25 protein-coding genes are annotated in these 24,203 nt (G+C 63.3%); 17 read left to right on the top strand and 8 right to left on the bottom strand.

Annotated elements, in window-relative coordinates; translation table 11 throughout:
- Positions 1-36 precede the first annotated feature (36 nt).
- The 4 genes from CEW83_RS20160 to CEW83_RS20145 are packed head-to-tail and all read left to right on the top strand — an operon-like array spanning position 37 to position 4,866.
- Positions 37-1,956 (top strand): lytic transglycosylase domain-containing protein, encoded by a 1,920-nt coding sequence (locus tag CEW83_RS20160; RefSeq protein ID WP_108950958.1) that lies wholly within the window; start codon positions 37-39, stop codon positions 1,954-1,956.
- 55 nt (positions 1,957-2,011) lie between these two features.
- Positions 2,012-2,968, top strand: a complete 957-nt coding sequence (locus tag CEW83_RS20155) for a complex I NDUFA9 subunit family protein (RefSeq protein ID WP_108950957.1) — start codon at positions 2,012-2,014, stop codon at positions 2,966-2,968.
- 24 nt (positions 2,969-2,992) lie between these two features.
- Positions 2,993-3,637, top strand: a complete 645-nt coding sequence (locus tag CEW83_RS20150; protein WP_108950956.1) for a glutathione S-transferase family protein — start codon at positions 2,993-2,995, stop codon at positions 3,635-3,637.
- Positions 3,637-4,866 (top strand): multifunctional CCA addition/repair protein, encoded by a 1,230-nt coding sequence (locus CEW83_RS20145; protein ID WP_108950955.1) that lies wholly within the window; start codon positions 3,637-3,639, stop codon positions 4,864-4,866. Before CEW83_RS20150 ends, CEW83_RS20145 begins: the two co-directional genes overlap by 1 nt.
- Before the next feature lie 22 nt (positions 4,867-4,888).
- On the opposite strand, the gene CEW83_RS20140 is transcribed toward CEW83_RS20145, so the two are convergent.
- The gene (locus CEW83_RS20140) at positions 4,889-5,086 is read right to left on the bottom strand and encodes a DUF2905 domain-containing protein (protein WP_108950954.1); all 198 of its coding nucleotides are present in this window, start codon (positions 5,084-5,086) and stop codon (positions 4,889-4,891) included.
- Between the two features lie 74 nt (positions 5,087-5,160).
- On the opposite strand from CEW83_RS20140, the gene CEW83_RS20135 reads away from it, so the two are divergent.
- The 3 genes from CEW83_RS20135 to CEW83_RS20125 all read left to right on the top strand — a co-directional run bounded on the left by CEW83_RS20135 (position 5,161) and on the right by CEW83_RS20125 (position 7,013).
- Positions 5,161-5,781 carry a glutathione S-transferase family protein gene (locus tag CEW83_RS20135; protein WP_108950953.1) on the top strand — a complete coding sequence of 207 codons (621 nt, stop codon included), beginning with the start codon at positions 5,161-5,163 and terminating at the stop codon, positions 5,779-5,781.
- On the top strand, positions 5,778-6,587 hold the full coding sequence (locus CEW83_RS20130; protein ID WP_108950952.1) for an alpha/beta hydrolase: 810 nt from the start codon (positions 5,778-5,780) through the stop codon (positions 6,585-6,587). The genes CEW83_RS20135 and CEW83_RS20130 overlap by 4 nt, the downstream gene beginning before the upstream one ends.
- Positions 6,588-6,806: 219 nt before the next feature.
- Positions 6,807-7,013 carry a hypothetical protein gene (locus CEW83_RS20125; RefSeq protein ID WP_108950951.1) on the top strand — a complete coding sequence of 69 codons (207 nt, stop codon included), beginning with the start codon at positions 6,807-6,809 and terminating at the stop codon, positions 7,011-7,013.
- A gap of 48 nt (positions 7,014-7,061) precedes the next feature.
- Here the strand turns inward: CEW83_RS20125 and CEW83_RS20120 are convergent, their stop codons facing one another.
- Positions 7,062-8,234 (bottom strand): class I SAM-dependent methyltransferase, encoded by a 1,173-nt coding sequence (locus tag CEW83_RS20120; protein WP_108950950.1) that lies wholly within the window; start codon positions 8,232-8,234, stop codon positions 7,062-7,064.
- 113 nt (positions 8,235-8,347) lie between these two features.
- On the opposite strand from CEW83_RS20120, the gene CEW83_RS20115 reads away from it, so the two are divergent.
- The 3 genes from CEW83_RS20115 to CEW83_RS20105 all read left to right on the top strand — a co-directional run bounded on the left by CEW83_RS20115 (position 8,348) and on the right by CEW83_RS20105 (position 11,041).
- Positions 8,348-9,097 carry a pteridine reductase gene (locus CEW83_RS20115; protein ID WP_108950949.1) on the top strand — a complete coding sequence of 250 codons (750 nt, stop codon included), beginning with the start codon at positions 8,348-8,350 and terminating at the stop codon, positions 9,095-9,097.
- A 56-nt stretch (positions 9,098-9,153) separates the two neighbouring features.
- Positions 9,154-10,065 (top strand): tRNA 2-thiocytidine(32) synthetase TtcA, encoded by a 912-nt coding sequence (gene ttcA / locus CEW83_RS20110; protein ID WP_199915170.1) that lies wholly within the window; start codon positions 9,154-9,156, stop codon positions 10,063-10,065.
- A 112-nt stretch (positions 10,066-10,177) separates the two neighbouring features.
- Positions 10,178-11,041: an FHA domain-containing protein gene (locus CEW83_RS20105; protein ID WP_108950947.1), complete on the top strand. Its 864-nt coding sequence runs from the start codon at positions 10,178-10,180 to the stop codon at positions 11,039-11,041.
- Positions 11,042-11,171: 130 nt separating this feature from the next.
- Here the strand turns inward: CEW83_RS20105 and CEW83_RS20100 are convergent, their stop codons facing one another.
- Positions 11,172-11,573, bottom strand: a complete 402-nt coding sequence (locus tag CEW83_RS20100) for a PsiF family protein (protein ID WP_108950946.1) — start codon at positions 11,571-11,573, stop codon at positions 11,172-11,174.
- A gap of 111 nt (positions 11,574-11,684) precedes the next feature.
- Here CEW83_RS20100 and CEW83_RS20095 point away from each other — a divergent pair, with 111 nt between their 5' ends.
- The 3 genes from CEW83_RS20095 (at position 11,685) to CEW83_RS20085 (ending at position 16,549) form a co-directional block, all read left to right on the top strand.
- Positions 11,685-12,110 (top strand): YqaA family protein, encoded by a 426-nt coding sequence (locus CEW83_RS20095; protein WP_199915169.1) that lies wholly within the window; start codon positions 11,685-11,687, stop codon positions 12,108-12,110.
- A 47-nt stretch (positions 12,111-12,157) separates the two neighbouring features.
- On the top strand, positions 12,158-12,511 hold the full coding sequence (locus CEW83_RS20090) for a RidA family protein (protein WP_108950944.1): 354 nt from the start codon (positions 12,158-12,160) through the stop codon (positions 12,509-12,511).
- Between the two features lie 168 nt (positions 12,512-12,679).
- Positions 12,680-16,549 carry a DUF3683 domain-containing protein gene (locus tag CEW83_RS20085; RefSeq protein ID WP_108950943.1) on the top strand — a complete coding sequence of 1,290 codons (3,870 nt, stop codon included), beginning with the start codon at positions 12,680-12,682 and terminating at the stop codon, positions 16,547-16,549.
- A gap of 67 nt (positions 16,550-16,616) precedes the next feature.
- Here CEW83_RS20085 and CEW83_RS20080 read toward each other — a convergent pair whose 3' ends face one another.
- The 4 genes from CEW83_RS20080 to pyrE form a co-directional block, all read right to left on the bottom strand.
- Positions 16,617-17,399 carry an NAD-dependent deacylase gene (locus CEW83_RS20080; protein ID WP_108950942.1) on the bottom strand — a complete coding sequence of 261 codons (783 nt, stop codon included), beginning with the start codon at positions 17,397-17,399 and terminating at the stop codon, positions 16,617-16,619.
- Positions 17,396-19,405, bottom strand: a complete 2,010-nt coding sequence (locus CEW83_RS20075) for a molybdopterin-containing oxidoreductase family protein (protein ID WP_420094109.1) — start codon at positions 19,403-19,405, stop codon at positions 17,396-17,398. Before CEW83_RS20075 ends, CEW83_RS20080 begins: the two co-directional genes overlap by 4 nt.
- Positions 19,406-19,502: 97 nt before the next feature.
- Complete coding sequence (locus CEW83_RS20070; protein ID WP_108950940.1) at positions 19,503-20,132, bottom strand: hypothetical protein; 630 nt, start codon at positions 20,130-20,132, stop codon at positions 19,503-19,505.
- Positions 20,110-20,760: an orotate phosphoribosyltransferase gene (gene pyrE, locus CEW83_RS20065; RefSeq protein WP_420094108.1), complete on the bottom strand. Its 651-nt coding sequence runs from the start codon at positions 20,758-20,760 to the stop codon at positions 20,110-20,112. Before pyrE ends, CEW83_RS20070 begins: the two co-directional genes overlap by 23 nt.
- Before the next feature lie 37 nt (positions 20,761-20,797).
- Between pyrE and CEW83_RS20060 the strand changes: the two genes are divergently transcribed.
- The 4 genes from CEW83_RS20060 (at position 20,798) to CEW83_RS20045 (ending at position 22,862) form a co-directional block, all read left to right on the top strand.
- On the top strand, positions 20,798-21,580 hold the full coding sequence (locus CEW83_RS20060; RefSeq protein WP_108950938.1) for an exodeoxyribonuclease III: 783 nt from the start codon (positions 20,798-20,800) through the stop codon (positions 21,578-21,580).
- 212 nt (positions 21,581-21,792) lie between these two features.
- Positions 21,793-22,104 carry a DUF883 family protein gene (locus CEW83_RS20055; protein WP_108950937.1) on the top strand — a complete coding sequence of 104 codons (312 nt, stop codon included), beginning with the start codon at positions 21,793-21,795 and terminating at the stop codon, positions 22,102-22,104.
- Between the two features lie 9 nt (positions 22,105-22,113).
- Positions 22,114-22,500, top strand: coding sequence for a phage holin family protein (locus CEW83_RS20050; RefSeq protein WP_108950936.1), 387 nt, complete (start codon positions 22,114-22,116; stop codon positions 22,498-22,500).
- Positions 22,497-22,862 carry a YqjK-like family protein gene (locus tag CEW83_RS20045; RefSeq protein WP_108950935.1) on the top strand — a complete coding sequence of 122 codons (366 nt, stop codon included), beginning with the start codon at positions 22,497-22,499 and terminating at the stop codon, positions 22,860-22,862. Before CEW83_RS20050 ends, CEW83_RS20045 begins: the two co-directional genes overlap by 4 nt.
- Positions 22,863-22,887: 25 nt before the next feature.
- Here the strand turns inward: CEW83_RS20045 and CEW83_RS20040 are convergent, their stop codons facing one another.
- Positions 22,888-24,135 (bottom strand): uracil-xanthine permease family protein, encoded by a 1,248-nt coding sequence (locus tag CEW83_RS20040; RefSeq protein ID WP_108950934.1) that lies wholly within the window; start codon positions 24,133-24,135, stop codon positions 22,888-22,890.
- Positions 24,136-24,203 lie beyond the last annotated feature (68 nt).

The raw sequence follows: 24,203 nt of genomic DNA, 5'->3' as shown, positions 1-24,203 counted from the left end.
ATATGGTGATTCGATCTTAAACGGGGATGTTACGGGATGCACAAGGCTTCATGGGGAATGCTGTTCGCAGCATGCTTGGTATTTGCAACGGGCGCTTTCGGACAACAGGGAGAGGCGCGAATTCTCGCCGCCCGGGAGGCCATCCGCACCGGTGATCGCAACACACTGGAACGACTGGCGCAGCAACCCGACACCCATCTGCTCGACCCCTATGTCCGGTACTGGCTGCTGCTCAACAAGCTTGCCCGCCCCGACGCCCCCCCCGCAACCGAACTGGCAGATTTCCTGATGCAGGAGGCCGGCTCTGTGCTTGCCGAACGTCTGCGCGCCGACTGGCTGCGAAGACTCGCCAAGGACAGCGACTGGGCCGGTTTTCTGCGGCTCTATCCCGATCTGCAAAGCCCCGACCGCGAGATGCGCTGCCACCACTGGACCGCCAGGCTGATGAACGGGGATCGCGGCGTGCTGGCCGACGTCGCCGCACAATGGCACGACCTCACCGACGCACACAGCGCCTGCGACACCGTGTTGCGGGCTGCGATCAGCAGCGGAGACGTGAGCGCCGACGACGCATGGTGGCGCTTCAGGCGACAGGTCGAAAACCGGAATACCGGCAATGCACGCAGCACGCTTGCGTGGCTCGACGATGGCGACAGCGGCGCACTCGAACAGGCGATGAAGAGCCCTGCGCAATACCTCGACCGCCTGCCCGGCAATTTCGCCACCAATCGCGCCAGTCGTGAGCTGGCGCTGGCCGCACTGGTTCGCCTCGTCCGCGAAGACATGCCCGCTGCGCACGTGCGTCTGATCCGCCTGCAGGACCGGCTCGGCGCCGATGACCGCGCCTATGTCTATTCGGCCCTCGCGCTGCGCGCATCGTGGGCGCAGGACAGAATGGCCAGAGACTGGTTCGGCGCCGCCGGCGACATCCCGATGACGGCCGAACAGCGCGCGTGGCGCGTTCGTTCCGCACTGCGCGACAACGACTGGAAGGCAGTGCTCGGGGCAATCGAGCGGCTGAACGCCGACGAACAGCAGGAATCCGAGTGGATCTACTGGCGCGCCCGCAGCCTTGCCGGCCTCAACCGTCGTGCCGAGGCCGAAGCGCTCTATGCGCGCCTAGCAGGCGAACCGCACTTCTACGGCATGCTCGCGGGCGATGAACTCGGCCGCCCCTTTGTTGTTTCGCCTCATGCCACGGCACTGAGCGCGGAACAGCTTCGCCTCGCCGAGGACGACCCCGGTCTGCGCCGCGCCATTGCCCTGTTCCAGCTCGACATGCGGACCGAGGCCGTACGCGAGTGGAACTGGTCCTTGCGCGGACAGGACGAGGTATTCCGGCTCGCAGCCTCCCGCCTCGCCCTCAAGTACGATATTTTCGACCGCGCCATCAACACCGCCGAACTCGCCAATCCGAAAGGCGCCTTTGATCTGCGCTTTCTTACCCCGTATCGGGATCTCATCGAACCGCAGGTCCGCAGCCAGGGCCTGGACATGAACTGGGTCTACGGCCTGATGCGCCAGGAGAGCCGCTTTGTCGTCCCCGCGCGCTCGAGTTCCGGTGCACAAGGCCTGATGCAGGTGATGCCGGCCACGGGCAAGTGGGTCGCAGGCAAGATCGGCATGAGCGGCTACCATCAGGGCCTGCTGTCCGAGCCCAACACCAACGTGCAGCTCGGCACCAGCTACATGCGCCTCATCCTTGAAGATCTCGACAATCATCCGGTGCTGGCCAGTGCGGGCTACAACGCCGGGCCGGGACGCGCCAAGCGCTGGCGCGACGCGCGTCCGCTGGAAGGTGCAATCTATGTCGAAACCATTCCCTTCGACGAAACCCGCGACTATGTAAAGAAGGTCATGGCGAATACCGTGATCTATGCAGCCATGCTCGACGGCCAGCCACAGTCGCTCAAGGCGCGACTTGGCACCATTGCACCGCGGCCGGACGCACAATGACCCCATTCACATTAGTCGCTAAACTCATGCACCACGCGCCGGAGCAACAATCACGATGATTCCACAACGTGTCGTTCTGATCGGCGGTACCGGTTTTCTCGGCACCGCCATCGCCAACAGGCTGGCTGAAGCCGGCGTCAGCGTGCTGATTCCGACGCGCCGGCGCAGTCGCGCAGGGCGTGTATTGCTCCTGCCCAACGTCGAGGTGATCGAGGCCGACTGCCATGACGAGGCAACCCTTTCCAGCCTGTTTGCCGACGCCGATGCCGTGGTGAACCTCGTCGGCATCCTGCACTCGCGCAGTGCGTCGCCCTACGGGCCCGACTTTGCCCGCGCCCATGTCGAACTCCCGGAAAAGATCGTAGCCGCCTGCAAGGCAGTTGGTGTGCGACGGCTCATTCACGTCAGCGCGCTCGGCGCCGATGCCGATGGCCCCTCCGAGTACCAGCGCTCCAAGGCCGCAGGCGAACTCGCCATCCGCGCCGCCGCGCCCGAGGTCGAATGGACCATCCTGCGGCCGTCAGTCATTTTCGGCCGCGACGACAGCTTTCTGAACCTGTTCGCGAAGCTGGCCTCAGTCTTCCCCGTCCTGCCGCTTGGCGGCGCAAACGCCCGCTTTCAGCCGGTCTATGTGGAAGACGTTGCCGAGGTGGTGTGGCGCTGCCTCACCGCCCCTTCGGCCAACGGCCAGACGCTGGAACTTGCCGGGCCAAGCGTCTACACGCTGCGCCAACTGGTCGAGTACGTCTCCGCGCTGGTCGGGCACCCGCGCCCGGTCATTCCGCTTCCAGAGGGCCTCGCGATGTTTCAGGCCAGGCTGATGGAGCTCGCGCCGCAGCCCCTGATGAGCCGTGACAACGTGCGCTCGATGCGTGCTGACAACATCGCCAGCGGCGCGCCCCTGCCCTTTGGCCTGGTCCCGACCGCGATCGAGTCGGTGGTGCCGGGATGGCTGGGCAAGGCAACGCAACGCGCCCTGTATAACCCCCTGCGCCGCCACGCGCGTCGCTAATCCTTCCCTCTGACGGAGTCACTGATGAAACTGATCATCGGCAACAAGAACTACTCGTCCTGGTCCCTGCGCGCCTGGCTGGCAGCCCGTGCCGGAGGATTCACCTTCGAGGAGATCCGCATCCCGCTGTTCATTCCGGGCAGCCGTGAGCACATCCTGTCGCATTCGCCGTCGGGCAAGGTTCCCTGCCTCATCGACCATGGTTTCGTGGTCTGGGATTCGCTCGCGATTGGCGAATACCTGGCGGAGAAGAACCCCCAGCTGTGGCCGGCCGAGGTCACAGCGCGTGCCGTCGCGAGGGCGGTAAGCGCCGAAATGCATTCCGGATTTGCGCACCTGCGCGAACACATGCCGATGAACATCCGCAAGGACTACACCGGCAAGGGGCACACCCCGGAGGTCGACGCCGAGATCGCCCGCGTGGCGGCAATCTGGAACGACTGCCGTGCACGCTTCGGCAAGGATGGCCCCTACCTGTTCGGCCGCTTCAGCATTGCCGATGCGGCCTTCGCCCCGGTCTGCTACCGCTTCAAGACCTACGGCGTGAAGCCGGAAGGCGCTGCCGCGGAGTACCTGACCACCATGCTCGCCAATCCGCACATGCGTGAATGGGAGACTGCGGCACTGGCCGAAACCGAGTCCATTGCGTCAGAGGATCTCTACGGCTGATGCGTGCATTCGTTGTTGGCGGCGCAGTGCGCGACGCCCTGCTCGGACTCCCGGTAAAGGATCGCGACTGGGTCGTGGTGGGAGAAACGCCGGAAGCCATGCTTGCGCGTGGTTTCCGGCCGGTGGGCAAGGACTTCCCGGTCTTTCTGCACCCGGCCAGCAACGAGGAGTACGCCCTCGCCCGCACCGAACGCAAGAGCGGGCGGGGCTATACCGGATTCGTGTGCCATGCCTCACCTGACGTCACCCTCGAACAGGACCTGCTGCGTCGCGACCTGACCATCAACGCGATTGCGCGTGATGCAGAGGGCAAGCTGACCGACCCCTATGGCGGCGTTGCCGATCTGAATGCGAGGATCTTCCGCCACGTCAGCCCGGCGTTTGCCGAAGACCCGGTGCGCATCCTGCGCGTCGCCCGCTTTGCAGCGCGGTTCAGTGAGTTCAGCCTCGCGCCCGAGACGCTCACGCTGATGCAGAACATGGTCAGCGCGGGCGAAGTCGATCACCTCGTGCCTGAACGCGTCTGGCAGGAGCTGTCCCGCGGCCTGATGGAAGACACGCCGTCGCGGATGATCCGCATCCTGCGTGAGTGCGGCGCACTGGCGCGCATTCTGCCCGAGGTGGACGCCCTGTTCGGCGTGCCGCAACCGGAGCAGCACCACCCGGAGATCGACACCGGCGAGCACGTGCTGATGGTCATCGACGCATCGGCCCGCGGCGGGCACCCCCTTGCGGTGCGCTGGGCCTGTCTGCTGCACGATCTTGGCAAGGGCACCACTCCGGAAGCCATCCTGCCCCATCACTACGGTCATGAAGCACGTGGCGAGCACATGGCACGCGCGGTATCGGAACGCCTGAAGGCACCGACCGAGTGCCGCGACCTGGCGGTGATGGTGGCGCGCGAGCACGGCATTCTTGGCCAGATCGACATCCTGCGCGCCGAAACCGTCGTCAAGGTCATCGAACGCTGCGATGCGCTGCGACGCCCAGAGCGCTTCAGGCTGATGCTCGATGCCGCAGCCTGCGACTATCGGGGCCGGGGTGGCGAGCGTGCAGCACCGTGGCAGCCGGGCATACGCTGGCAGCAGATGCTCGACCGCATGCGCGCCATCGACGCCGGCAGGATCGCCCGCGAATGCACAAACAAAGCACAGATTCCTGAGCGCATCCATTGCGCACGCCTGGCTGCGGTCAAGGCAGTTCGTGCAGAGACTTCCGCCGCTGACTGAGCATCATCGCACGGTCACGAGTTCAGATCGCGCGCAAGATGAGCCAGGCAAGCAGGGACAGCAACACCGTCGTGGTGAAGGGGAAGTGATAAGCTTTGCCCCTGAAACGGAATGCAACATCTCCGGGCAGGTGGCCAAGACGCAGGCGCTGAGCCGTGCCGGGCTGGATCAGGCCGGTGAGAACCACGATCAGCATGACCACCACAATCCACTTGAGCATCAACCACTCCACGCAAAGATGCCGGATTAGACCCCTTCAGGGGCGAACACCGCAACCAACAGAGCCAACAAGAAATGATCACCCTCCATACCTGGGCCACGCCAAACGGTCGAAAAGTATCGATCGCGCTGGAAGAGCTCGGACTGGATTACGAAACCCGGGCAATCGACATCACCCGGAAAGACCAGTTTGCGCCTGACTTCGCTGCGCTCAACCCCAACAACAAGATTCCCGTGCTCGTCGACAGCGAAGGACCCGACGGTCATCCGTTCACGGTGATCGAGTCCGGGGCAATCCTGATCTACCTCGCCGAAAAATGTGGCCGACTGCTACCCACCGATGCGCGCGAGCGCAGCGAGGCCTTGCAGTGGCTGATGTTCCAGATGGGCAGCGTCGGGCCCATGCTTGGACAGATCCACCACTTCCTGCGCTTTGCGCCGGATGTCATCCCTTACGCAATCGACCGCTATTCGCGAGAGGGCGCGCGTATCTACGGCGTGCTCAACACCCGCCTCAAGGGCCGCGACTGGCTGGCCGGCAGCACCTACTCGATCGCAGATATTGCGACTTACCCCTGGATTGCCCGCCACGAGTGGCAAGGTATCGACCTTGCCCGATTCCCCGAGGTGCAGCGCTGGTCACAAGCCATGGCTGCACGCCCGGCAGTGCAGCGCGGCATGGAGATTCCCCAATGAATGCAGCATCACGCTTCGGCGACCTTGAAGTCCTCTGTCACAGCCCCGGGAAGGGCACGCCCCACCCCACCCCGCTGCTTTTCGTCCACGGCGCCTATACCGGCGCCTGGTGCTGGGAAGAGCATTTCCTGCCCTGGTTCGCAGCCAAGGGGTGGACAGCCTACGCAGTGTCCCTGTCAGGACATGGAAAGAGCCTGCACCACGACCACCTCGACTCACTGTCGATCGACGACTATGTCCGCGACCTGACCCAGGTGATTGAGCGCCTGCCGAGTGCGCCAGTGCTGATCGGCCATTCAATGGGTGGCATGGTGGTGCAGAAATACCTCGAACGGGCGAAAGCACCGGCAGCAGTGCTGATGGCTTCGGTACCGCCACAGGGCCTGATGGGGTCGGCTTTCGGGCTGATGTTCAAGAAGCCGCACCTGCTGGCTGACCTCAATCGCCTGATGAACGCAGGCGAGGCCCAACTGGAGAGCCTGCGCGAAGCCCTTTTCCATCAACCGATCGATGAAGCAACGCTGCGCCGCTACTACGCGCTGAGCCAGGCAGAGTCGCACCGCGCGATCTGGGACATGACCCTGTTCAACCTGCCCCAGCCTGCGCAGATGCACGACGTCCCAATGCTGATCCTCGGCGCGAGCCACGATCAGCTCATTCCGCCCGATCAGGTGCATATGACCGCCACCACCTACGGACTAACTGCCGAAATCTTTGACGATATCGGCCACGGGATGATGCTGGAACACGGCTGGGAAGGCGTCGCGAAGCGCATCGCCGAGTGGCTCGAGTCGCAATCGCTTTAAATCCCTTGGCTGACGGCGACCTGCTGCGGCAAAAAAGCCACACCCCGTGCTTTTTTTCCTCGCCAGCCGGTCGCCAAATTGTCATGATTTGCTCAAAGACGCGAACACCACGTCTTGAACATTGCACCATCGGTCCCAATCTTCGATTCAAGCCCGCCAGAAAGCGGCCGTTAATGAAATCAGGAGACCGGGATATCCGGTCACTTTGCGGAGGCCATCATGGTGATCTACATGGACATGCAAACCGGCAAGGAAATTCGGGAAGCCGGCAGGATTGACAAGGAAGTCCTTGGCACCACCAGGCGTCCTCTCCCCGAAGCAGCCCTTCAGCTGCAGGAAATTGACTTCAGTCAGCCGGCGCGCAACATGCCGCCGCCGCGCGACATCGAAGCGCTCCTGAACGCAATGAGTCGCCAGGGCGCTTGACCAGCCGAAACGCCGGGCATCCGACAGGCAGTACCCGCTCGCAGCGTATCAGAGCGTATGCAGACGGTCGCCGCGAGCGAAACCGAGCAGCGGTACGTCGATGCCCCGGCCGACGGCAAGCACCTTGAACAACTCGCCCATCTCCTGCGGCGTGGTAAGCCGTTGCGCTGCGCGCGCCGCGCGAACATAGTCGGCCGACCCTTCGGGGCCGCGTCGTGCCAGACAGTCGAGCACCCCGCAATTGAACAGAAACTGTGCCTGGCTGGTGTAGCCCAGCACCTCCAGCCCGGCGTCGTACGCCGACTCAGCCATCGCCGTGAAATCCACGAATTCGGTAATGTCGTTCAGCCCCGGCCACAGGAAGGGATCGGCGTGCGCATGATGGCGGTAGTAGCACAGCAAGGTGCCGTTCGAGCGCGACGGCAGATAGTACTCGGCACGCGGATAGCCATAATCGATCAGCAGCATCGCCCCCTGCTGCAAGCGGTCTGCCCATGAGGCCATCCAGGCCTGCCCGGCCAGGTTGATCTCGGTCAGGTATTCGCCCTCTGCGGGCGCCGGCAGTTCCAGCGCGCGGGCCGCTTCGAGCACCGCCCCCTCGGCCGGACTGTCACCCCAGCGAAACACCGCCCCATATTCGCTCTCGGTCAGCACGACACCGCGCTCAAACACGCCGTCGGCGCGCGACACGACCAGATGCACCGGCATCACATCGAGCACTTCGTTCGCAACCACCACACCGGAGAACTGCGCGGGCAGCGCATCCAGCCACTGAACGCGCGCAGCCAGATGCGGTGCCCGTTGCGCGAGGGTGTCAAACTGGCGTTCCCTGAGTTCGGCCGAGAGTTCGAGGATGCCATAGCTGAGCGGGAGCGCACCTCGACGCTCAAGCTCAAGCAGCAGATCGGCCGCAAGCAGTCCGGTCCCGGCACCGACTTCGATCACCTGCATCGCACTGAGCTGCATCACCTGCTCAACCTGACTTGCAAGCGCCTGGCCAAACAGGGGCGTCAGCTCAGGCGCCGTGATGAAATCGCCCCCCGGCCCGAACTTTCTCGCGCCGCCGCTGTAATACCCCAGCCCGGGCGCGTAAAGTGCCAGTTCCATGTAACGGGAAAACGGCATCCAGCCCCCCGCGGCGCGGATTTCGGATTGCAGCAGGGCGGTCAGCCGATTGCTCTGGTCAAGGGCTTCTGCGGAAGGCTGAGGCAAGGAAGACATGGCGGCGGCAAAGGTTGGGGACGCGGCATTGTAGCCGAGCGCGCAGGATGAACTGCACCGCGGCCCCCAGGAACCGCGCCAATCAACAACTCTCGACAACCCAAAACAGCACCATGAACGAACAAACCATCGAGCCTGTCATTCTCGTCACCGGCGCCGCGCGCAGAGTCGGCGCTGCGATTGCGCGCGAACTTCACGCCGGCGGCGCTCGCATCGCGCTGCACTATCGCAGCAGCCGGGAAGAGGCCGAGGCGCTCGCGGCGAGCTTTCTCGCCATCCGCCCGGGATCGGCCATGACCGTTGGCGGAGACCTTGGTGCCGATGGTGTGCCCGAAGCGCTTGCAGACCGGGTCCTGGCCCACTTTGGCCGACTCGACGGACTCGTCAATAACGCGTCGAGCTTCTTCCCCACGCCGCTGGGGCAGATCGACTCAAGCGCATGGGCCGATCTCGTCGGTTCCAACCTCAAGGGTCCGCTGTTCCTCACCCAGGCACTCGCGCCGGCGCTCAAGGCGTCACGTGGCGCCGTGGTCAACATTGTCGACATCCACGCTGAGCGCCCCCTGCGACATTACGCCTTGTACTGCGCGGCAAAGGCCGGGCTGGCAGGACTGACCCGCGCGCTCGCGCTCGAGATGGCGCCCGAAGTGCGGGTAAACGGCGTTTCTCCGGGGCCGATCGAGTGGCCTGAAGATGGGCAGATCGCAAGCGACGAGCGCGAAGAGATCGTCCGCCACACCTTGCTGCAGCGCGAAGGCAGCCCGACCGACATCGCCCGCACAGTGCGCTTCCTGCTGGTCGACGCCCCCTACATCACCGGTCAGATCCTGGCCGTGGACGGCGGCCGCAGCGCGCACCTCTGATCGCCCGCTGCAATGCAAGTGTATAATCCGGAAAGACTTTTTTACTGAGCCCCATCGTGAATAGCGTTACGCCCCAAGCCGCCATCGAACAAGCCGAAAACCGCCACTCCAATACCTTTCTGCGCCTGAAGAAGAAGCTCGAGCGTAGCGTCGGCGAAGCGATCGGTGACTACAACATGATCGGCGATGGCGATACGGTGATGGTCTGCGTGTCTGGCGGCAAGGATTCATACACCCTGCTCTCCTGCCTGCTGGCGCTGCGCGAGCGTGCGCCGGTTGATTTCCGCATCGTGGCAATGAACCTCGATCAGAAACAGCCCGGCTTTCCCGACCACATCCTGCCCGCCTACTTCGAGTCCATCGGCGTCGAGTACCGGATCGTCACCGAGGACACCTACTCGATCGTCAAGGACAAGATCCCTGAGGGCAAGACCACCTGCTCCCTGTGCTCCCGCCTTCGCCGCGGCATCATTTACCGCACCGCGGCCGAGATCGGCGCCACCCGCATCGCGCTTGGACACCATCGTGACGACATGCTGGAAACGCTGTTCCTGAACATGTTCTTCGGCGGGAAGATCAAGGCCATGCCGCCCAAACTGGTGAGCGACGACGGCAAGCACATGGTGATCCGACCGCTGGCGTACTGTACCGAAAGCGATATCGCCCGCTTTGCCCGCAGCATGGATTTTCCAATCATTCCGTGCAACCTCTGCGGCTCGCAGGAGAACGCGCAGCGCAAACACATCAAGGCCATGCTCCAGTCGTGGGCACGCGAACATCCCGGACGCATCGAGTCGCTCGCAACCTCGCTCAAGAATGTCGTTCCGTCGCATCTGGCCGACCAGAAGCTGTTTGATTTCGTCGGTGTCGACCGAAATACAACACTGGACGAAGGTGATATCGCGTTCGATCCCCAGCCCATTCCTGAGGGGAACGGAGGAGTGATCCGGCTTTTTTCAGGGCAATAAAATATCCGGCAGGCATCACCGGAAGGCTTGCATCGCTTTCGGCCTTTGATCATTATTGACCCGAGCGCGGCGAATGCCTGCCGCCGGACAATCACCGCGGTAAATCAATAATATGTCCGATCGAAAAAACCTGTGTGTGCTCGTGGCCGAAGTCATCGGGGGGGACCACCTCATTACACGCCTCGGCAAGGATGAGGCAAACCGCGCAGTCGACCGCTGCCTGAACCGTATTGACCGTGCGGTGGGTGGCAATAGCGGCAGTGTTCTTGAACGCACGCAAAGCACCATGACGGCGAGCTTCGAGCGCTGCGATTCGGGCGTTGTCGCAGCCTGCGAAATGCTTGAGCGCGTGCTGAGCCTTCCGCCCGTCAGCGGCACGCAACTGAAGATCCGGATCGGCATCCACTATGGTCTCGCCGATGCCGGTTCGGGCGGAGAAGGGGTCGACGGCGCACATCGGCTGGCACAGACCTGCCGCCCCGGACAAGCACTGGCAAGCAGCACTGCGGTCATGCTGCTAACCCCCTCGGCCCGGCACTTTGCCGGCGCAGAGGCGTTTCAGTCGGAAGCACAGAGCGGGCTGGAATGGCAGGTATTCACCATCGGCCACCGCGTCGGTGTGGTGACGTCATTGCCGCCGAACGCGAAGCTCTCCCAGCGCCTGCGACTGCGCCACCAGGAAGAGGTGATGTTCGTCGAGGAGCACCGCCCCATCGTGCTGCTCGGGCGCGAACTGGGCAACGATGTCGTGATCATCGACGCCAGGGCATCGCGTCAGCACGCGCGCATCGAGCGCAGAAGGGACGGCTTTGTCCTGATCGACCAGAGCTCCAACGGCTGCCACGTCTCCATCGACGGCGACGATGAGCGCTGCATCAAGGGCGCAGAGCTCTCCCTCACTGGCTCGGGACGCATTGGTTGCGGGTTTTCATCCAAGGAAATCGAGCGCGACCTGGTTTTTTTCGACATCGTTTAAGACCGTCCGCAAAGCCAACGCCCAGGCCCTAACGGAAGCACTTCGCGGCGGACGCATACTGAATCACTGAAGGGGGTTCGGCCGGCGCCGCCCCCCCTTCTCGCCCCGCACTCTCAGGGGTTGAGCGCACTCACCCTTTGAGGCACTCGCTCATGAAGACCTTTCGCTCATTGCCCTTGAGCGCCTTCTCGGTCGCATTCCGGTTACACCCTTTCATCTTTTCCTTCTGGGCTGCCTGAAGCGCTCCGGCACTTGCAGGCGTGGCTGACGCGTCCTGTGCTTTGGCCTTTCCTGGCTCAGCAGCCCTGGAAGCGGGTGGCGCGGCCGTAGAAGCCGTCGCTGCCGTCGCCGCATGCTTGCCTTTCAGGCACGCACTCATGAACTGCTTGCGCTCATCTCCCTTCAGTGCCTTTGTCCGCGCCTCCTGGTTGCAGTTCTTCATCCGTTCGTGCTGCGGATTTGCCCAGGCCTCGGCAGGGGATAATGTGGCAAGCAAGGTGGCGGCAGCAGTCGTCAGAATCAATCCTTTCATCACACAACTCCTTGGTCATCAACATGAGAAAAGCGCCGCCATACTCCCACTTGTCATATGCAAACGTCAACTTTGAGAAGCTGAAGGACGCATACCGGCAGATGCTCCGGCATGCAAACTGGCGGGTATCCGCCCGTGCTTGACGGGGTCAGCGCCGCGCTTGGCGGGCTGTTCGTTTCGGCCTTCCTGTCAGCGACCGTTCTGCCTGGCGGCTCCGAGCTCGTACTTGCTGGCATCCTTCACCAGTACCCCGGGCAACTCGTCTCGGCCCTGATCCTCGCAACCGTCGGAAACACCCTCGGAGGCATGAGCACCTATGCAATCGCACGCCTCCTGCCGCGCAAGGAGCTGCCACAGCGCCTGCGCCAGGTGCAACGCTACGGCAGCGCAAGCCTTGTGCTGTCCTGGGTCCCGGTCATTGGAGACGCCTTGTGCGCGGCTGCCGGCGTACTTCGCCTGAACTGGTTTGCGTGCCTGTGCTGGATGGCGCTGGGCAAAGGGCTGCGATACCTCGCAATCGCATCCGCCGTGTACTGAGTACGGGCGGTATAATCGTGCGCCTTGCGATCTCATCCGGCCTTCTCATGCAATCGATACAGCGCAAGGGCACAACTGCCCGTTACTCCGACTCCGTGGTCCACAACGGTGTCGCCTACATTGTCGAAGTCCCGACCTCGACCGATGGCGACATCGGCAGCCAGACCCAGGAGATCCTCGACAGCCTGGCACGACAGCTCGAAGACATTGGCAGCAGTACCTCGCGCATCCTCAGCGCAAGCATCTACCTCACCGACATGGCCGACTATGCCGGCATGAATGCGGCGTGGGATGCCTGGGTGCCGGCGGGCACAGCCCCTTCCCGTGCCTGCCTCCAGGTCGTTGCGCTGGCGCAACCCGGCTGGCGGGTCGAAATCGCGATCACCGCCGCTGTCGCCTGAAGGGCTTGAAGCACCGGCCCTGCCGGAACCCTTCGTTACCCGTGGCGTCCACCCCTGTAGCGCAGTGTCTGATTCCACACTTCGCATAAGGTCTTGTTTTTTGATGCATGTTGCACTGCGGTTCGTTAAAATCGCAGGTTCCCCTGCAGCAGCCACCTCGGTGCACTAATGACCCAACGCCTGCGAGAAATTCCGTACAACTACACTTCGTTCTCCGACCGCGAGATCGTGACCCGCCTGCTCGGTGCAGACGCGTGGTCCGTTCTCGACGAATTGCGTGCAGAGCGGGTTACCGGCCGTTCGGCGCGAATGCTGTACGAAGTCCTCGGCGACATCTGGGTGGTTCGCCGCAACCCTTACCTTGAAGACGACCTGCTCGCCAGCCGCGAGCGGCGCGAGGCGCTGATCAACGCCCTCGACCACCGGGTCAATGAGGTGGAGAAGCGCCGGCAGGGTAACGACCGCGTCGCACTGCTGATTGCCCGTGCGCGTCAGGCCGTTTCCGATTTCGAGCGCTGGTTCGATGTCACTGCGCGCAAGCGCAAGGCTGCGCTGAAGACGCTCACGCGTCACACTGCACGCGACAATGTCTGTTTCGACGGACACGCCCGCGTATCGCACGTCACCGACGCAACTGACTGGCGCGTCGAGTACCCCTTCGTCGTACTCTACCCCGACACCGAAGAGGAAATGGCACCGCTGGTACGCGCCTGTATCGAACTCGGCATGACCATCATCCCGCGCGGCGGCGGCACCGGCTATACGGGCGGAGCCGTGCCCCTCGACGCGAATTCGGTGGTGATCAATACCGAGAAGCTGATCACCATCGGCCCTGTGGAAGAGATGGTCCTGCCCGGCGCCGACGGCAATCCGATGGACTCGCCCTACGCCACCATCCGCACCGGCGCCGGCGTTGTCACAGATCGCGTGTCGGAGGCGGCAAGCCTGGCCGGCCGCGTGTTCGCGGTCGACCCCACCTCGGCCAGCGCATCCTGTGTCGGCGGCAACATCGCCATGAACGCCGGTGGCAAGAAGGCCGTGCTGTGGGGCACTGCGCTCGACAACCTGGCGTGGTGGAAGATGGTCACGCCGGACGGCAACTGGCTTGAGGTCGAGCGCCTCGACCACAACTTCGGCAAGATCCACGAGCAGCACATCGCACGGTTCCGTCTGCGTCGCTTCGACGGCTTCACCTACGCCCCACTCGGAGAAGAGGTGCTCTCGATGCCCGGCGCGCACTGCCGCAAGGACGGACTGGGCAAGGACGTCACCGACAAATTTCTCGGCGGCATTCCGGGCGTGCAGAAGGAAGGCACCGACGGCCTGATCGTGGCCTCGCGCTGGGTGCTGCACAAGATGCCGCCGGTCACCCGCACCGTCTGTCTCGAGTTTTTCGGCCAGGTTCGCGAAGCCGTGCCCGCCATCGTCGAGATCACCGACTACTTCAAGCCGGGTGGCGCCGGCAATGCCGCCGGTGTGCTGCTGGCGGGGCTCGAGCACCTTGACGAGCGCTATGTGAAGGCGGTGGGCTACACCACCAAGGCCAAGCGCCACGGCCGCCCGAAGATGGTTCTGATCGGCGACATCGTCGGCTTCGACGAGAACGCGGTGATGGCTGCAGCATCCGATGTGGTGCGCATGACCAACACCCGCGGTGCTGAAGGTTTCATTGCGGTATCGCCCGAGCAGCGCAAGCGCTTCTGGCTGGAGCGCTCACGCACGGCAGCCATCTCCCGCCATACGAACGCCTTCAAGATCAACGAAGACGTAGTCATCCCGCTGCCACGCATGGGCGACTACTGTGACGGCATTGAGCGCATCAACATCGAGCTGTCCACCCGCAACAAGCTTGAATTGTGCGACACCCTCGCCGAGTTTCTGCGTGGCGACCTGCCCCTGGATCAGGGCGATGCGAACCTTGCCGCCGATGAACTGATTGGTGACCGCCGCGAAGCCGCTCTGAACTACATCGAGGCGGTTCGCAAGCGCTGGGAATGGCTGCTGGAAAACCTCGACATGCCGCTGGCCGAAGCCGAGCGCGAGTTCGCCACCTATGGCGTGCAGGCCGGCGAGCTGAGCAATCGTGCCGCCGACCCCAAGCTGTTTCATCGCTTGCAGGATTACTCCATCCGGGTGTCGTGGAAGACCGAGATCAAGCCGCATCTGAACAAGATCTTCGACGGCACGATCTTCGCCCCGGTTCTCGAGCGGATCGAGGCGCTGCATGCGCAGGTGCTGCGCGGGCGTGTCTTTGTGGCGCTGCACATGCACGCCGGAGACGGCAACGTCCACACCAACCTTCCGGTGAACTCCGACAATTACGACATGCTGCAGACCGCCAACCGCGCGGTCGACCGCATCATGGCGCTGGCGCGCTCGCTTGATGGCGTGATTTCCGGCGAGCACGGCATCGGCATCACCAAGCTCGACTATCTGACTGACGCGGAGATGACCTCCTTCTGGGACTACAAGTCCAGAGTGGACCCCGAGGGCCGCTTCAACCGTGGCAAGCTGATGCGGGGCGGCAACCTCGACAACGCCTACACGCCCAGCTTCAACCTGATGGGCCACGAATCGCTGATCATGGAGCAGACCGAGATCGGCGAGATTGCGCACGATATCAAGGACTGCCTGCGTTGCGGCAAGTGCAAGCCGGTATGCTCGACCCATGTCCCGCGCGCCAACCTGCTCTACAGCCCGCGCAACAAGGTGCTCAGCACCTCGCTGCTGATTGAGGCGATGCTCTATGAAGAGCAGACGCGGCGCGGCGTATCGCTGGCACACTGGGCCGAGTTCGAGGATGTGGCCGACCATTGCACCGTATGCCACAAGTGCGAAAAACCGTGCCCGGTCGACATCGACTTCGGCGACGTCTCGATCAAGATGCGCAACCTGCTGCGCAAGCAGGGCAAGAAGTCCTTCAACCCGGGCAAGGCCGCGGCGATGGCCTTCCTTACCGTCAAGGATCCGGCCACGATCAAGGTGATCCGCACCGGCATGATCGAGTGGGGCTACAAGGCACAGCGTTTCGCCTACACAATGGGCAAGCGCTTCGGCCTCATCCAGTCCCAGGTGAAGGCGCCGCCAGCCACGCTGCACAAGGCCCCGATCAAGGCGCAGGTGATTCACTTCATCAACAAGCCGATGCCTGGCAATCTGCCGAAGAAGACCTCCCGCGCCCTGCTCGACATCGAGGACGACAAGGTCATCCCGGTGATTCGCGACCCGCAGAAGGGCAGCCACGACACCGACGCCGTGTTCTACTTCCCGGGCTGTGGTTCGGAGCGCCTGTTCAGCCAGGTCGGTCTGGCCACCCAGGCCATGCTCTACCACGTCGGCACACAGACCGTGCTGCCGCCGGGCTACCTGTGCTGCGGCTATCCGCAGACGGCCGCCGGCGAGGAAGACAAGGGACAGAAGATCACCACCGACAACCGGGTGCTCTTCCACCGCGTTGCCAACACGCTGAACTATCTCGACATCAAGACGGTGATCGTGTCCTGCGGCACCTGCATGGATCAGCTGCAGAAGTACGAGTTCGAGAAGATCTTCCCCGGCTGCCGCCTGCTCGACATCCATGAGTACCTGATGGAAAAGGGCGTGAAGCTGGAAGGCGTGCAGGGCGTGAACTACATGTATCACGAGCCCTGCCACACCCCGATGAAGGTGCATTCCGGCATCAAGGTGGCCAACGAGCTGATGGGGACACGAGTGGACCTTTCGGACCGCTGCTGCGGCGAGTCGGGCACCCTGGCGGTTTCACGTCCGGACATTTCCACCCAGGTGCGCTTCCGCAAGCAGGAGGAGATCGAGAAGGGTGTGGCGCTGATGCAGGAAGCCAGCCCCAACGCCCCGACCAAGATCCTCACCTCCTGCCCCAGTTGCCTGCAGGGGCTGAGCCGTTACGCAGACGACGCCGGCGGCATCGAGCCCGACTACATCGTGGTCGAACTCGCAAAGCACCTGCTGGGAGAGAACTGGCTGCCCGATTACGTCGCCAAGGCCAATAAGGGCGGCATTGAACGCGTGCTGCTGTAAGCAGCGGCACCAGCAACGGAAAAGGGCGCCACTGGCGCCCTTTTTTCTGTGGCCTGTCGCGTCGCGATCAGGGCAGTTCGTGCATGCGCGCCCACAACTGCGTCATAGCGTCCGCAGCGCCCATGCGCAGGCGATAGTCGACAATATCGCTGACCTCGGTGTCACCCGGATTGATTTCAACCGATGGAATCCCGTTCTGCTGTGCCCACCACACCGGCCCCGAAATGTACGGAAAGACGCTTGTGGTGCCGATGGATACGATCAGATCGACCCCCGACTCGAGCACATGGGTAAGCTGATCCAGCCCCTTTTGCGGCAACATCTCGCCGAACAGCACGATATCCGGACGCAGCACGCCGCCGCACACCGGACACGCGGGCGGCAGATCAAGCCCGGCAAAATCGTGCACGCTACGCTGATGCGGACACTCTGTGCAGCGCAGGTGATGCACCGTGCCGTGGATCTGGATCACCTTCTCCGATCCGGCCATGCGGTGCAAGCCGTCGACGTTCTGCGTCAGCACCCAGACCCCCGGCTTTTCCGCCTCGAGGTCGGCAATGCGCAAGTGCGCCGCACTCGGCTTCGCTCCCCTGCAATTGGATTCGATCTCCCCGATGTAACGCCACGAGATGTCGGGCCGTTGCGCCATCATCTCGCCCGAAAGCGCCTCTTCTATCGTCAGCCCTTCGGCCGTCAGGCGCTCATGATACAGGCCGCCAATGCCACGATAAGTGGGGAGTCCGGAGTCGGCGGAAATGCCTGCCCCAGTAATGAACAACACGCGCTCAGCGTGCTTCAGCAGCGCTGCAACCGCATCAATATCAGCGTTCGTGCTTGACGAAACCGTCATACAGGCAAGACCTCAACCAGACAATCGTAAAAAATCGGCCCGCCCCCCATGTCCGTCAGTGCCGACGAGGTCACCGCATTTGCGTTCTCTCCATCGCCAGAGAGCTTCTGCCACCACACGGACGGACTCACGACGACACCAGCCCGGATGTCCTCGGTGACCACTGCGCGGGCGTGAAAGGCACCACGATCATTGCTGATGCGCACCCGGTCCCCATCGCTGATAGCGCGCTTCGCGGCATCCTGCGGATGAATCTCGAGCTTCGGCGAGCCTTCCTGCTGTACGAAGCGGGGCAGATTGGCAAAACTGGTATTCAGGAAATTGCGGGCCGGCGGCGTGATCAATGCCAGCGGGTAGCGTTGGGCGAGCGCAGGATTGCTCGACACGGACTCGGCCGGCGGCGTCCAGGCCGGCAGCGGGTCATGCCCCTGCGCAGCGAGCGTCTCGGCGTAAAACTCGCACTTGCCCGATGGCGTCCTGAAGGCGCCCTGGGCATACGGCACACTGGGGCGGGGCAGATTCAGCCTGACCCAGCCTTGTGCTTTCAGCGCTTCCGGCGTCACCCCGAATGCGCGCGGATCGTCGCGATTGAAGGCCTGGGACGCAAGCTCGTCGTCGGTTTCGGAAAACAGCGCTTCGGAGAACCCCATCCGCGCCGCCAGCAGGCGGAACACCTCGGTGTTCGGCTTCGCCTCACCCAGCGGCGCAATCGCAGGCTCGTTGGACACTGCGTAGGCGTGTCCGTAGCTGCCATGCACATCGCGGTGTTCGAGCTGGCTGGTGGCGGGCAGCAGGATATCCGCGTAGTCGGCGGTGTCGGTCTGGAACAGCTCGTGCACCACACAGAACAAGTCCTCACGCGCGAAACCTGCCCGTACTTCATTGCTGTTGGGCGCAACCGCCACCGGGTTCGAGTTGTAGACGTAGATGGCCCGCAGCGGCGGCTCGCCGGCTTTGAGCAGGGCCTCGCCAATATTCGACATGTTGATCGTGCGCGGCGGAAAGCGCTCTGCATCCGGATACAGGTCAGGCCGCGCCAGGGCGCGCACATCCTTGGGAAAGTTTCCGGAAACGGAGAGCAGCGCCCCGCCCGCAGCATGTCGCCAGGCGCCGGTCAGGGCGGGAAGACAGGCGATGTTGCGCACCGCCATTCCAGCCCCCGCGCAGCGGTTCAGGCCATAGTTGAGACGAATCATTGACGGCTGCGCGCGCCCATATTCGCGCGCAAGGCTGCGGATTACCTCTGCATCCAGACCGGTGACTGACGCCGCCCATTCGGGCGTATGTTCACGAACACGTTCGGCCAGCGCATCGAAGCCGATCGTGTGCTGCGCAATGTAGTCATGGTCGAGCAGGTTCTCGGCGATCAGCACCTGCATCATTGCCAGCGCCAGTGCGCCGTCCGTCCCGGGCAGGGGCGCGACATGCTGATGACACTTTTTCGCGGTATCGGTGCGCCGGGGGTCGATGCAGATCAAACGCGCACCACGCCGCTTGGCCTCCTGCATGTAACGCCAGCCATGGACGTTCGACACCACCGGGTTGCCCCCCCAGATCAGGATCAGCCTGGCATCGACCAGTGCTTCGGGATCAGCCCCTACGGCCGCACCGACCGTCGCCTTCCAGCCAGCGGCGCCGGCCGAGGCGCAGATGGTGCGATCGAGCAGCGAGGCGCCAAGACGGTGGAAGAAGCGACGGTCCATGCTCTCGCCCTGCACCAGCCCCATGGTGCCGGCGTAACTGTAGGGCAGGATCGCGCGCGGATCGTCGGCGGCGATCTCGCGGAACTTCGCCGCAATGGTGTTCAGGGCTTCGTCCCAGGTGATGCGCTCAAAACGCCCCTCACCCTTGCGCCCGATACGTTTCATCGGATACAGCAGACGCTGGTCGGAATACACACGTTCCAGATAGTGCGACACCTTGGTGCACAGCGAGCCATTGGTGAACGGCATCTTCTCAGCACCACGAACGCGCACAGCCCTGCCCTGTTCGACGGTGATCTCCATCGCACAGGTATCCGGGCAATCATGTGGACAGGCGGCTTTCACCACCTTGGAATCGATGGCGCTCATCTGGACCTCCGTGGGCGCAATCCGCGCGATGTCAGCGCGGGCGGGATGCAGGGGCCGTCAGTTCAAGGTAGCGACGGCGATCTTCCTCGAAGCGCAGGCGGAGAGACTCGCGTTCGCGCAACTTGGCGTCGATGATCGAGCGCTGGGCAGCGATCTCTCCATCGACGTTGCGCTGATCTTCCGCGAGGTCTGGCGGCACGTTCTGGCCGCGATAGGACTCGGCCTCCTGCGCAAAGCGCGCCTTGCGCGCGATCAGCGCCTTCTCACGCACGCGCAAGTCTGCAATCGTGCGATCCATGTCGGCCAGCGCGCGATCGCGACGATCGGCGATCGCCTTGACGCTGGGGTAGGTCTCCAGCAATGCCTGATCCAGCCGTCGCTGCTTGAGCGCAGCGGCCTCGGCCTCCTTGCGACGACGCGCGTCCTCGTCGCGCTCGGCGATCTCCTCTGACGTCAGCGGCGGAGGTACGTAACGCCGCAGCGTGCCGCTCGTGCTGAGCTCACGATAGCCTCGTCCGTAACATGCAGCCGGGAGGATATCCCCGCACACAGGGCTACCGCCCACATCGCAGCAGTAGATGGTCCGTCCCTGCGCCGCCGCGGCCAAAGGCGCGGCAAGCGCGGTCAGAAGCACGAGTTCAACGAGTCGAGCCGACGCCATACGCTTCCCGGTAGGCCTTGACCGCATCAAGATTGGCAGCGAGGTCGGGGCTGTCGGCCAGATAGCCGATAAGGTCATCGAGCGTCGCTACCGCAATCACGGGGATGCAGAAGGTCTCCTGCACTTCCTGCACTGCAGACAGCACGCCCTTGCCGCGTTCCATGCGGTCAAGCGCAATCACGACCCCAGCCGGCGTGGCGCCGGCCGCACGAATGATCTCGACCGATTCACGCACCGACGTACCCGCCGAGATCACATCGTCGAGGATCAGCACGCGGCCGGCCAGCGGCGCGCCAATGAGCGTTCCCCCCTCACCGTGATCCTTGGCCTCCTTGCGATTGAATGCGAACGGCAGCCCGACGCCATCTTCCGCGAGCCGGATCGCCGTACCCGCCACCAGCGGGATACCCTTGTACGCGGGACCGAACAACATGTCGCACGCGACGCCGGCGTCACGAATCGCATGTGCGTAGTATCCGCACAGGGCACGAAACGACACGCCATCGTCAAACAGGCCGGCATTGAAAAAATAGGGCGAGTTACGCCCCGCCTTGGTCACGAATGACCCAAAACGCAACACGCCCTTTTCACAGGCGAGGGCAATGAATTCCCGGCTAAAATCCACGATTCGAATCCTGCATTGCAACATGACTGGAAGTCTGCCCATGTTACGCATCATCTCTGCCAACCTCAACGGCATCCGCTCTGCAACCAGCAAAGGTTTTCTCGACTGGCTCGCAAAACAGGACGCAGACATCGTCTGTCTGCAGGAACTGAAGGCCCAGGAGCCAGACCTGAGCGATCAGATGCGGAATCCAGCCCCACTCAGTGGATGGTTTCACTACGCTGAAAAGAAAGGTTACAGCGGGGTCGGCATCTACAGCCGCCACGCACCGGACCGCGTCGTGGAGGGCCTCGGCATTGCCGACATTGATGCCGAAGGCCGCTACCTGCAACTCGACTTCGGCGCCCTTTCGGTCATCTCCCTGTACCTCCCATCGGGTTCCAGTTCGGAAGACCGCCTCCAGATCAAGTTCTCGTTCATGGAGCGCTTCCTGCCCCACCTCGCCGCCCTGCGCGCAAGCGGTCGCGAAGTCGTGATCTGCGGCGACTGGAACATCGCTCACAGGGAGATCGATCTGAAGAACTGGAAGAGTAACCAGAAGAATTCCGGCTTTCTCCCGGAAGAACGCGCCTGGCTGAGCCGGCTGTTCGACGAACAGGGCTGGGTCGATGTCTATCGCAACCTGTATCCGGACGCCGGAGAGACCTGCTACACGTGGTGGTCGAACCGCGGACAGGCCTGGGCCAAGAACGTGGGCTGGCGACTCGACTATCAGATCGCGACCACCGGCATTGCGGAAAAGGCCAGATCTGCCGCGGTATACAAGGAGGCGCGCTTCAGCGATCACGCACCGCTCACCGTCGACTACGACTGGATCCTCTGACGCCGGTCATGCCAGGCGGCTCAACGAAGAGCCCCGCCTGGCGAAGCGGCGACAAACAGCGATCAGGCTTCGGGCGAGCGCTGGACAGCATGTCGTGTGACGCCCCGCACACTCCCCGTTTCCAATCGATTTGCCATCTCGCCGGAAACGGAATAGCGTGGACTCATCACCGCGCAACCGCGCATTCGTCATAGTTCGCAAGGAGGCAAAGAATGACCGACACGACGCATCCCTCACGAGACAAACTCGTTTCCGACCTGAAGCTGGTGGTATCCGACGCCGAGGAGTTGCTGAAGCTAACGGCGGGCCAGGCGGGTGACAAGATTGGCGATGTGCGCAGTCGCCTCACTGACCGTCTGTCCGACGCCAAGGGCAGAATCGCCGATGCAGAAGCCGCCATTCTCGACAAGACGAAGAAGGCTGCACACGCGACCGATGACTACGTGCATGCCCACCCATGGGAATCCGTTGGCGTCGCGGCGGGCGTCGCCTTCCTGCTCGGCCTGCTGGCTGGCCGCAGGTAAGCCGGCGCAGTGAGCGAGAAACGAAGACCGCGCCTGGCGGACAGCCTGCGCGGCTTTCTGGATCACGGGCTGGAGACGGCGCAGACGCGACTCGAGCTGCTCGCGCTTGAGGTGCAGGAGGAAAAGCTTCGCCTCAGCGGTCTGTTGCTCAATATCGTGGTTTCTGCGCTGCTGCTGGCCTTTGGAATCGTTTTCCTGCTGGTGTTTCTCACCGTGCTGTTCTGGGAGGAGCACCGCTTGCTCGCGCTGGGCATTGCCACCGCCGTCTGCATCGGTGCTGCGCTGCTGACGGCGAGCAATGCCGCACGCGAGATCAGGCGCGGCTCACGGCTTTTTGCATCGAGTCTGGCCGAACTGGCCCGCGACCGCGCGGCCTTGCGCCGCGACGACGAATGAACCCGCGGCTGATCGAATTTGCGCTGCGCAAGCAACGCCTGCAGATCAATGCGGAGCGCCAGCGCGACAATATGGTGCGACATCTCGAAGGCGTCGAATCGATTCTCGATACCGTCGACGAAGTTCGCGACGGCGTAGGCTGGGCGCGCAAGCAGGCACCGATCCTGTCCGGCGCTGCGTTGCTGCTGATTGCGACCAGACCACGCCAGGCATGGCGGCTGGCCAAGCGGGTTGGAATCGCCTGGCTGATGTACCGGCGCATGCAGGGCGGATCCGGCGCGCGGGTCAGCCTGCTTGCACTTCCGCTTGCACGCCGCCTGCTCGAACGCATGTTGCGCAGCTTCGCCGGCAGCCGCGCCTGACACGGCCACCGACGAAGCTGGAGTATCAGGACTGCGCGCGGGTTTTGGGCAAAAGCAGGTTGAGCAGGATCGCAGCGACGCCGCACAGACTCACACCTTGCAGGCTGAATCCGTCAAGATTGAGCGCCAGTCCGCCGATACCGAACACCAGCACCGCTGAAACGATCACGAGATTGCGTGGCTCGTCGAGGTTGGTGCGGTCGGCGATCAGGGTCTTGAGGCCTATACTGGCAACCGAGCCGAAGAGCAGCATCATGATGCCGCCCATCACCGGGACCGGGATCGACTGCAGCAAGGCGTTGAACTTCCCGAAGAAGGCCATCACGATCGCGAACACCGCAGCCCAGGTCATCACCTTGGGGTTGAAGCTCCTGGTCAGCGTGACAGCGCCCGTCACCTCAGAATAGGTCGTCACCGGCGGCCCGCCGATCAGACCGGCAAACAGCACGCCCAGTCCGTCGCCGGCGAGGGTGCGATGCAGACCCGGCTTGTCGGTATAGTCCTTGCCCGTCACCCCCCCGATTGCAACCACGTCACCGACGTGCTCGATGGCCGGTGCCAGCGCAACCGGGATCATGAACAGGATTGCAGCCCATTCGAAGGTCGGCGCAACGAAATCGGGCATCGCCACCCACGGCGCAGCGGCGATCTTGCCGAAATCGACCAGCCCCAGCACGGCAGCGAGCACATAGCCCGTGCCAACACCGACCAGAATCGGTACCAGGCGCACGAGGCCCCGCCCGAAAACGGCAGCGACCACCGTCGCCCCGAAGGAGACCGTGGCCACGATCATCGCCGTGCCATACGGCACGAGCTCGACCTTGCCGTCTCCCGTCCGCCCCATCGCCATGTTCACCGCGACAGCAGCAAGCGACAGGCCGATGATCATGATGATCGGACCGATCACCACCGGCGGCATGAATCGATGCACAATCTCTGCACCGTGCCGCCACACCAGCCCGGAGAAAACGAAATACACCAGCGACACGCAGGCCAGCGCACCCATGGTGGCAGGCAGACCCCAGGTCTGCATGCTGTAGATGATCGGCGCGATGAAGGCGAAGCTGGAGCCAAGGAAAATAGGCACCTGCCGCCCGGTGACGAGCTGAAACAGGAGCGTCCCGACACCCGCGCCAAGCAGGGCCATGCTGGGGTTGAGGCCGGTCAGCAGCGGCACCAGCACCAGCGCGCCAAACGCCACGAAAAGAATCTGGGCACCAGAAACCGCCTGCCGCCACAATGGGTCGGCAGACTCGATGGGAACTTCACGCATTACCATTCTCCTTGCGCGCCGGCCATGCAGACCGGCTGCGGTCACTACCTTAGTACTTGCCGCGGCAT

It is taken from the genome of Parazoarcus communis, from assembly GCF_003111645.1.
GTDB classification, from domain to species: domain Bacteria; phylum Pseudomonadota; class Gammaproteobacteria; order Burkholderiales; family Rhodocyclaceae; genus Parazoarcus; species Parazoarcus communis_A.
This window is presented reverse-complemented; position numbering and strand designations above follow the sequence as displayed.

What these genes read in the sequence shown, in the direction of transcription:
- CEW83_RS20125 (WP_108950951.1), top strand. Translation starts at nt 6,807, where the DNA reads ATGGTGATCTACATGGACATGCAAACCGGCAAGGAAATTCGGGAAGCC.
- CEW83_RS20150 (WP_108950956.1), top strand. Translation starts at nt 2,993, where the DNA reads ATGAAACTGATCATCGGCAACAAGAACTACTCGTCCTGGTCCCTGCGC.
- CEW83_RS20045 (WP_108950935.1), top strand. Translation starts at nt 22,497, where the DNA reads ATGAACCCGCGGCTGATCGAATTTGCGCTGCGCAAGCAACGCCTGCAG.
- CEW83_RS20075 (WP_420094109.1), bottom strand. Translation starts at nt 19,405, where the DNA reads ATGGAGATCACCGTCGAACAGGGCAGGGCTGTGCGCGTTCGTGGTGCT.
- CEW83_RS20080 (WP_108950942.1), bottom strand. Translation starts at nt 17,399, where the DNA reads ATGACGGTTTCGTCAAGCACGAACGCTGATATTGATGCGGTTGCAGCG.
- CEW83_RS20120 (WP_108950950.1), bottom strand. Translation starts at nt 8,234, where the DNA reads ATGTCTTCCTTGCCTCAGCCTTCCGCAGAAGCCCTTGACCAGAGCAAT.
- CEW83_RS20140 (WP_108950954.1), bottom strand. Translation starts at nt 5,086, where the DNA reads ATGCTCAAGTGGATTGTGGTGGTCATGCTGATCGTGGTTCTCACCGGC.
- CEW83_RS20090 (WP_108950944.1), top strand. Translation starts at nt 12,158, where the DNA reads ATGCAATCGATACAGCGCAAGGGCACAACTGCCCGTTACTCCGACTCC.
- CEW83_RS20105 (WP_108950947.1), top strand. Translation starts at nt 10,178, where the DNA reads ATGTCCGATCGAAAAAACCTGTGTGTGCTCGTGGCCGAAGTCATCGGG.
- CEW83_RS20055 (WP_108950937.1), top strand. Translation starts at nt 21,793, where the DNA reads ATGACCGACACGACGCATCCCTCACGAGACAAACTCGTTTCCGACCTG.
- CEW83_RS20115 (WP_108950949.1), top strand. Translation starts at nt 8,348, where the DNA reads ATGAACGAACAAACCATCGAGCCTGTCATTCTCGTCACCGGCGCCGCG.
- CEW83_RS20160 (WP_108950958.1), top strand. Translation starts at nt 37, where the DNA reads ATGCACAAGGCTTCATGGGGAATGCTGTTCGCAGCATGCTTGGTATTT.
- CEW83_RS20040 (WP_108950934.1), bottom strand. Translation starts at nt 24,135, where the DNA reads ATGCGTGAAGTTCCCATCGAGTCTGCCGACCCATTGTGGCGGCAGGCG.
- CEW83_RS20145 (WP_108950955.1), top strand. Translation starts at nt 3,637, where the DNA reads ATGCGTGCATTCGTTGTTGGCGGCGCAGTGCGCGACGCCCTGCTCGGA.
- CEW83_RS20070 (WP_108950940.1), bottom strand. Translation starts at nt 20,132, where the DNA reads ATGGCGTCGGCTCGACTCGTTGAACTCGTGCTTCTGACCGCGCTTGCC.
- CEW83_RS20095 (WP_199915169.1), top strand. Translation starts at nt 11,685, where the DNA reads ATGCAAACTGGCGGGTATCCGCCCGTGCTTGACGGGGTCAGCGCCGCG.
- CEW83_RS20060 (WP_108950938.1), top strand. Translation starts at nt 20,798, where the DNA reads ATGTTACGCATCATCTCTGCCAACCTCAACGGCATCCGCTCTGCAACC.
- CEW83_RS20135 (WP_108950953.1), top strand. Translation starts at nt 5,161, where the DNA reads ATGATCACCCTCCATACCTGGGCCACGCCAAACGGTCGAAAAGTATCG.
- CEW83_RS20085 (WP_108950943.1), top strand. Translation starts at nt 12,680, where the DNA reads ATGACCCAACGCCTGCGAGAAATTCCGTACAACTACACTTCGTTCTCC.
- CEW83_RS20155 (WP_108950957.1), top strand. Translation starts at nt 2,012, where the DNA reads ATGATTCCACAACGTGTCGTTCTGATCGGCGGTACCGGTTTTCTCGGC.
- CEW83_RS20130 (WP_108950952.1), top strand. Translation starts at nt 5,778, where the DNA reads ATGAATGCAGCATCACGCTTCGGCGACCTTGAAGTCCTCTGTCACAGC.
- CEW83_RS20100 (WP_108950946.1), bottom strand. Translation starts at nt 11,573, where the DNA reads ATGAAAGGATTGATTCTGACGACTGCTGCCGCCACCTTGCTTGCCACA.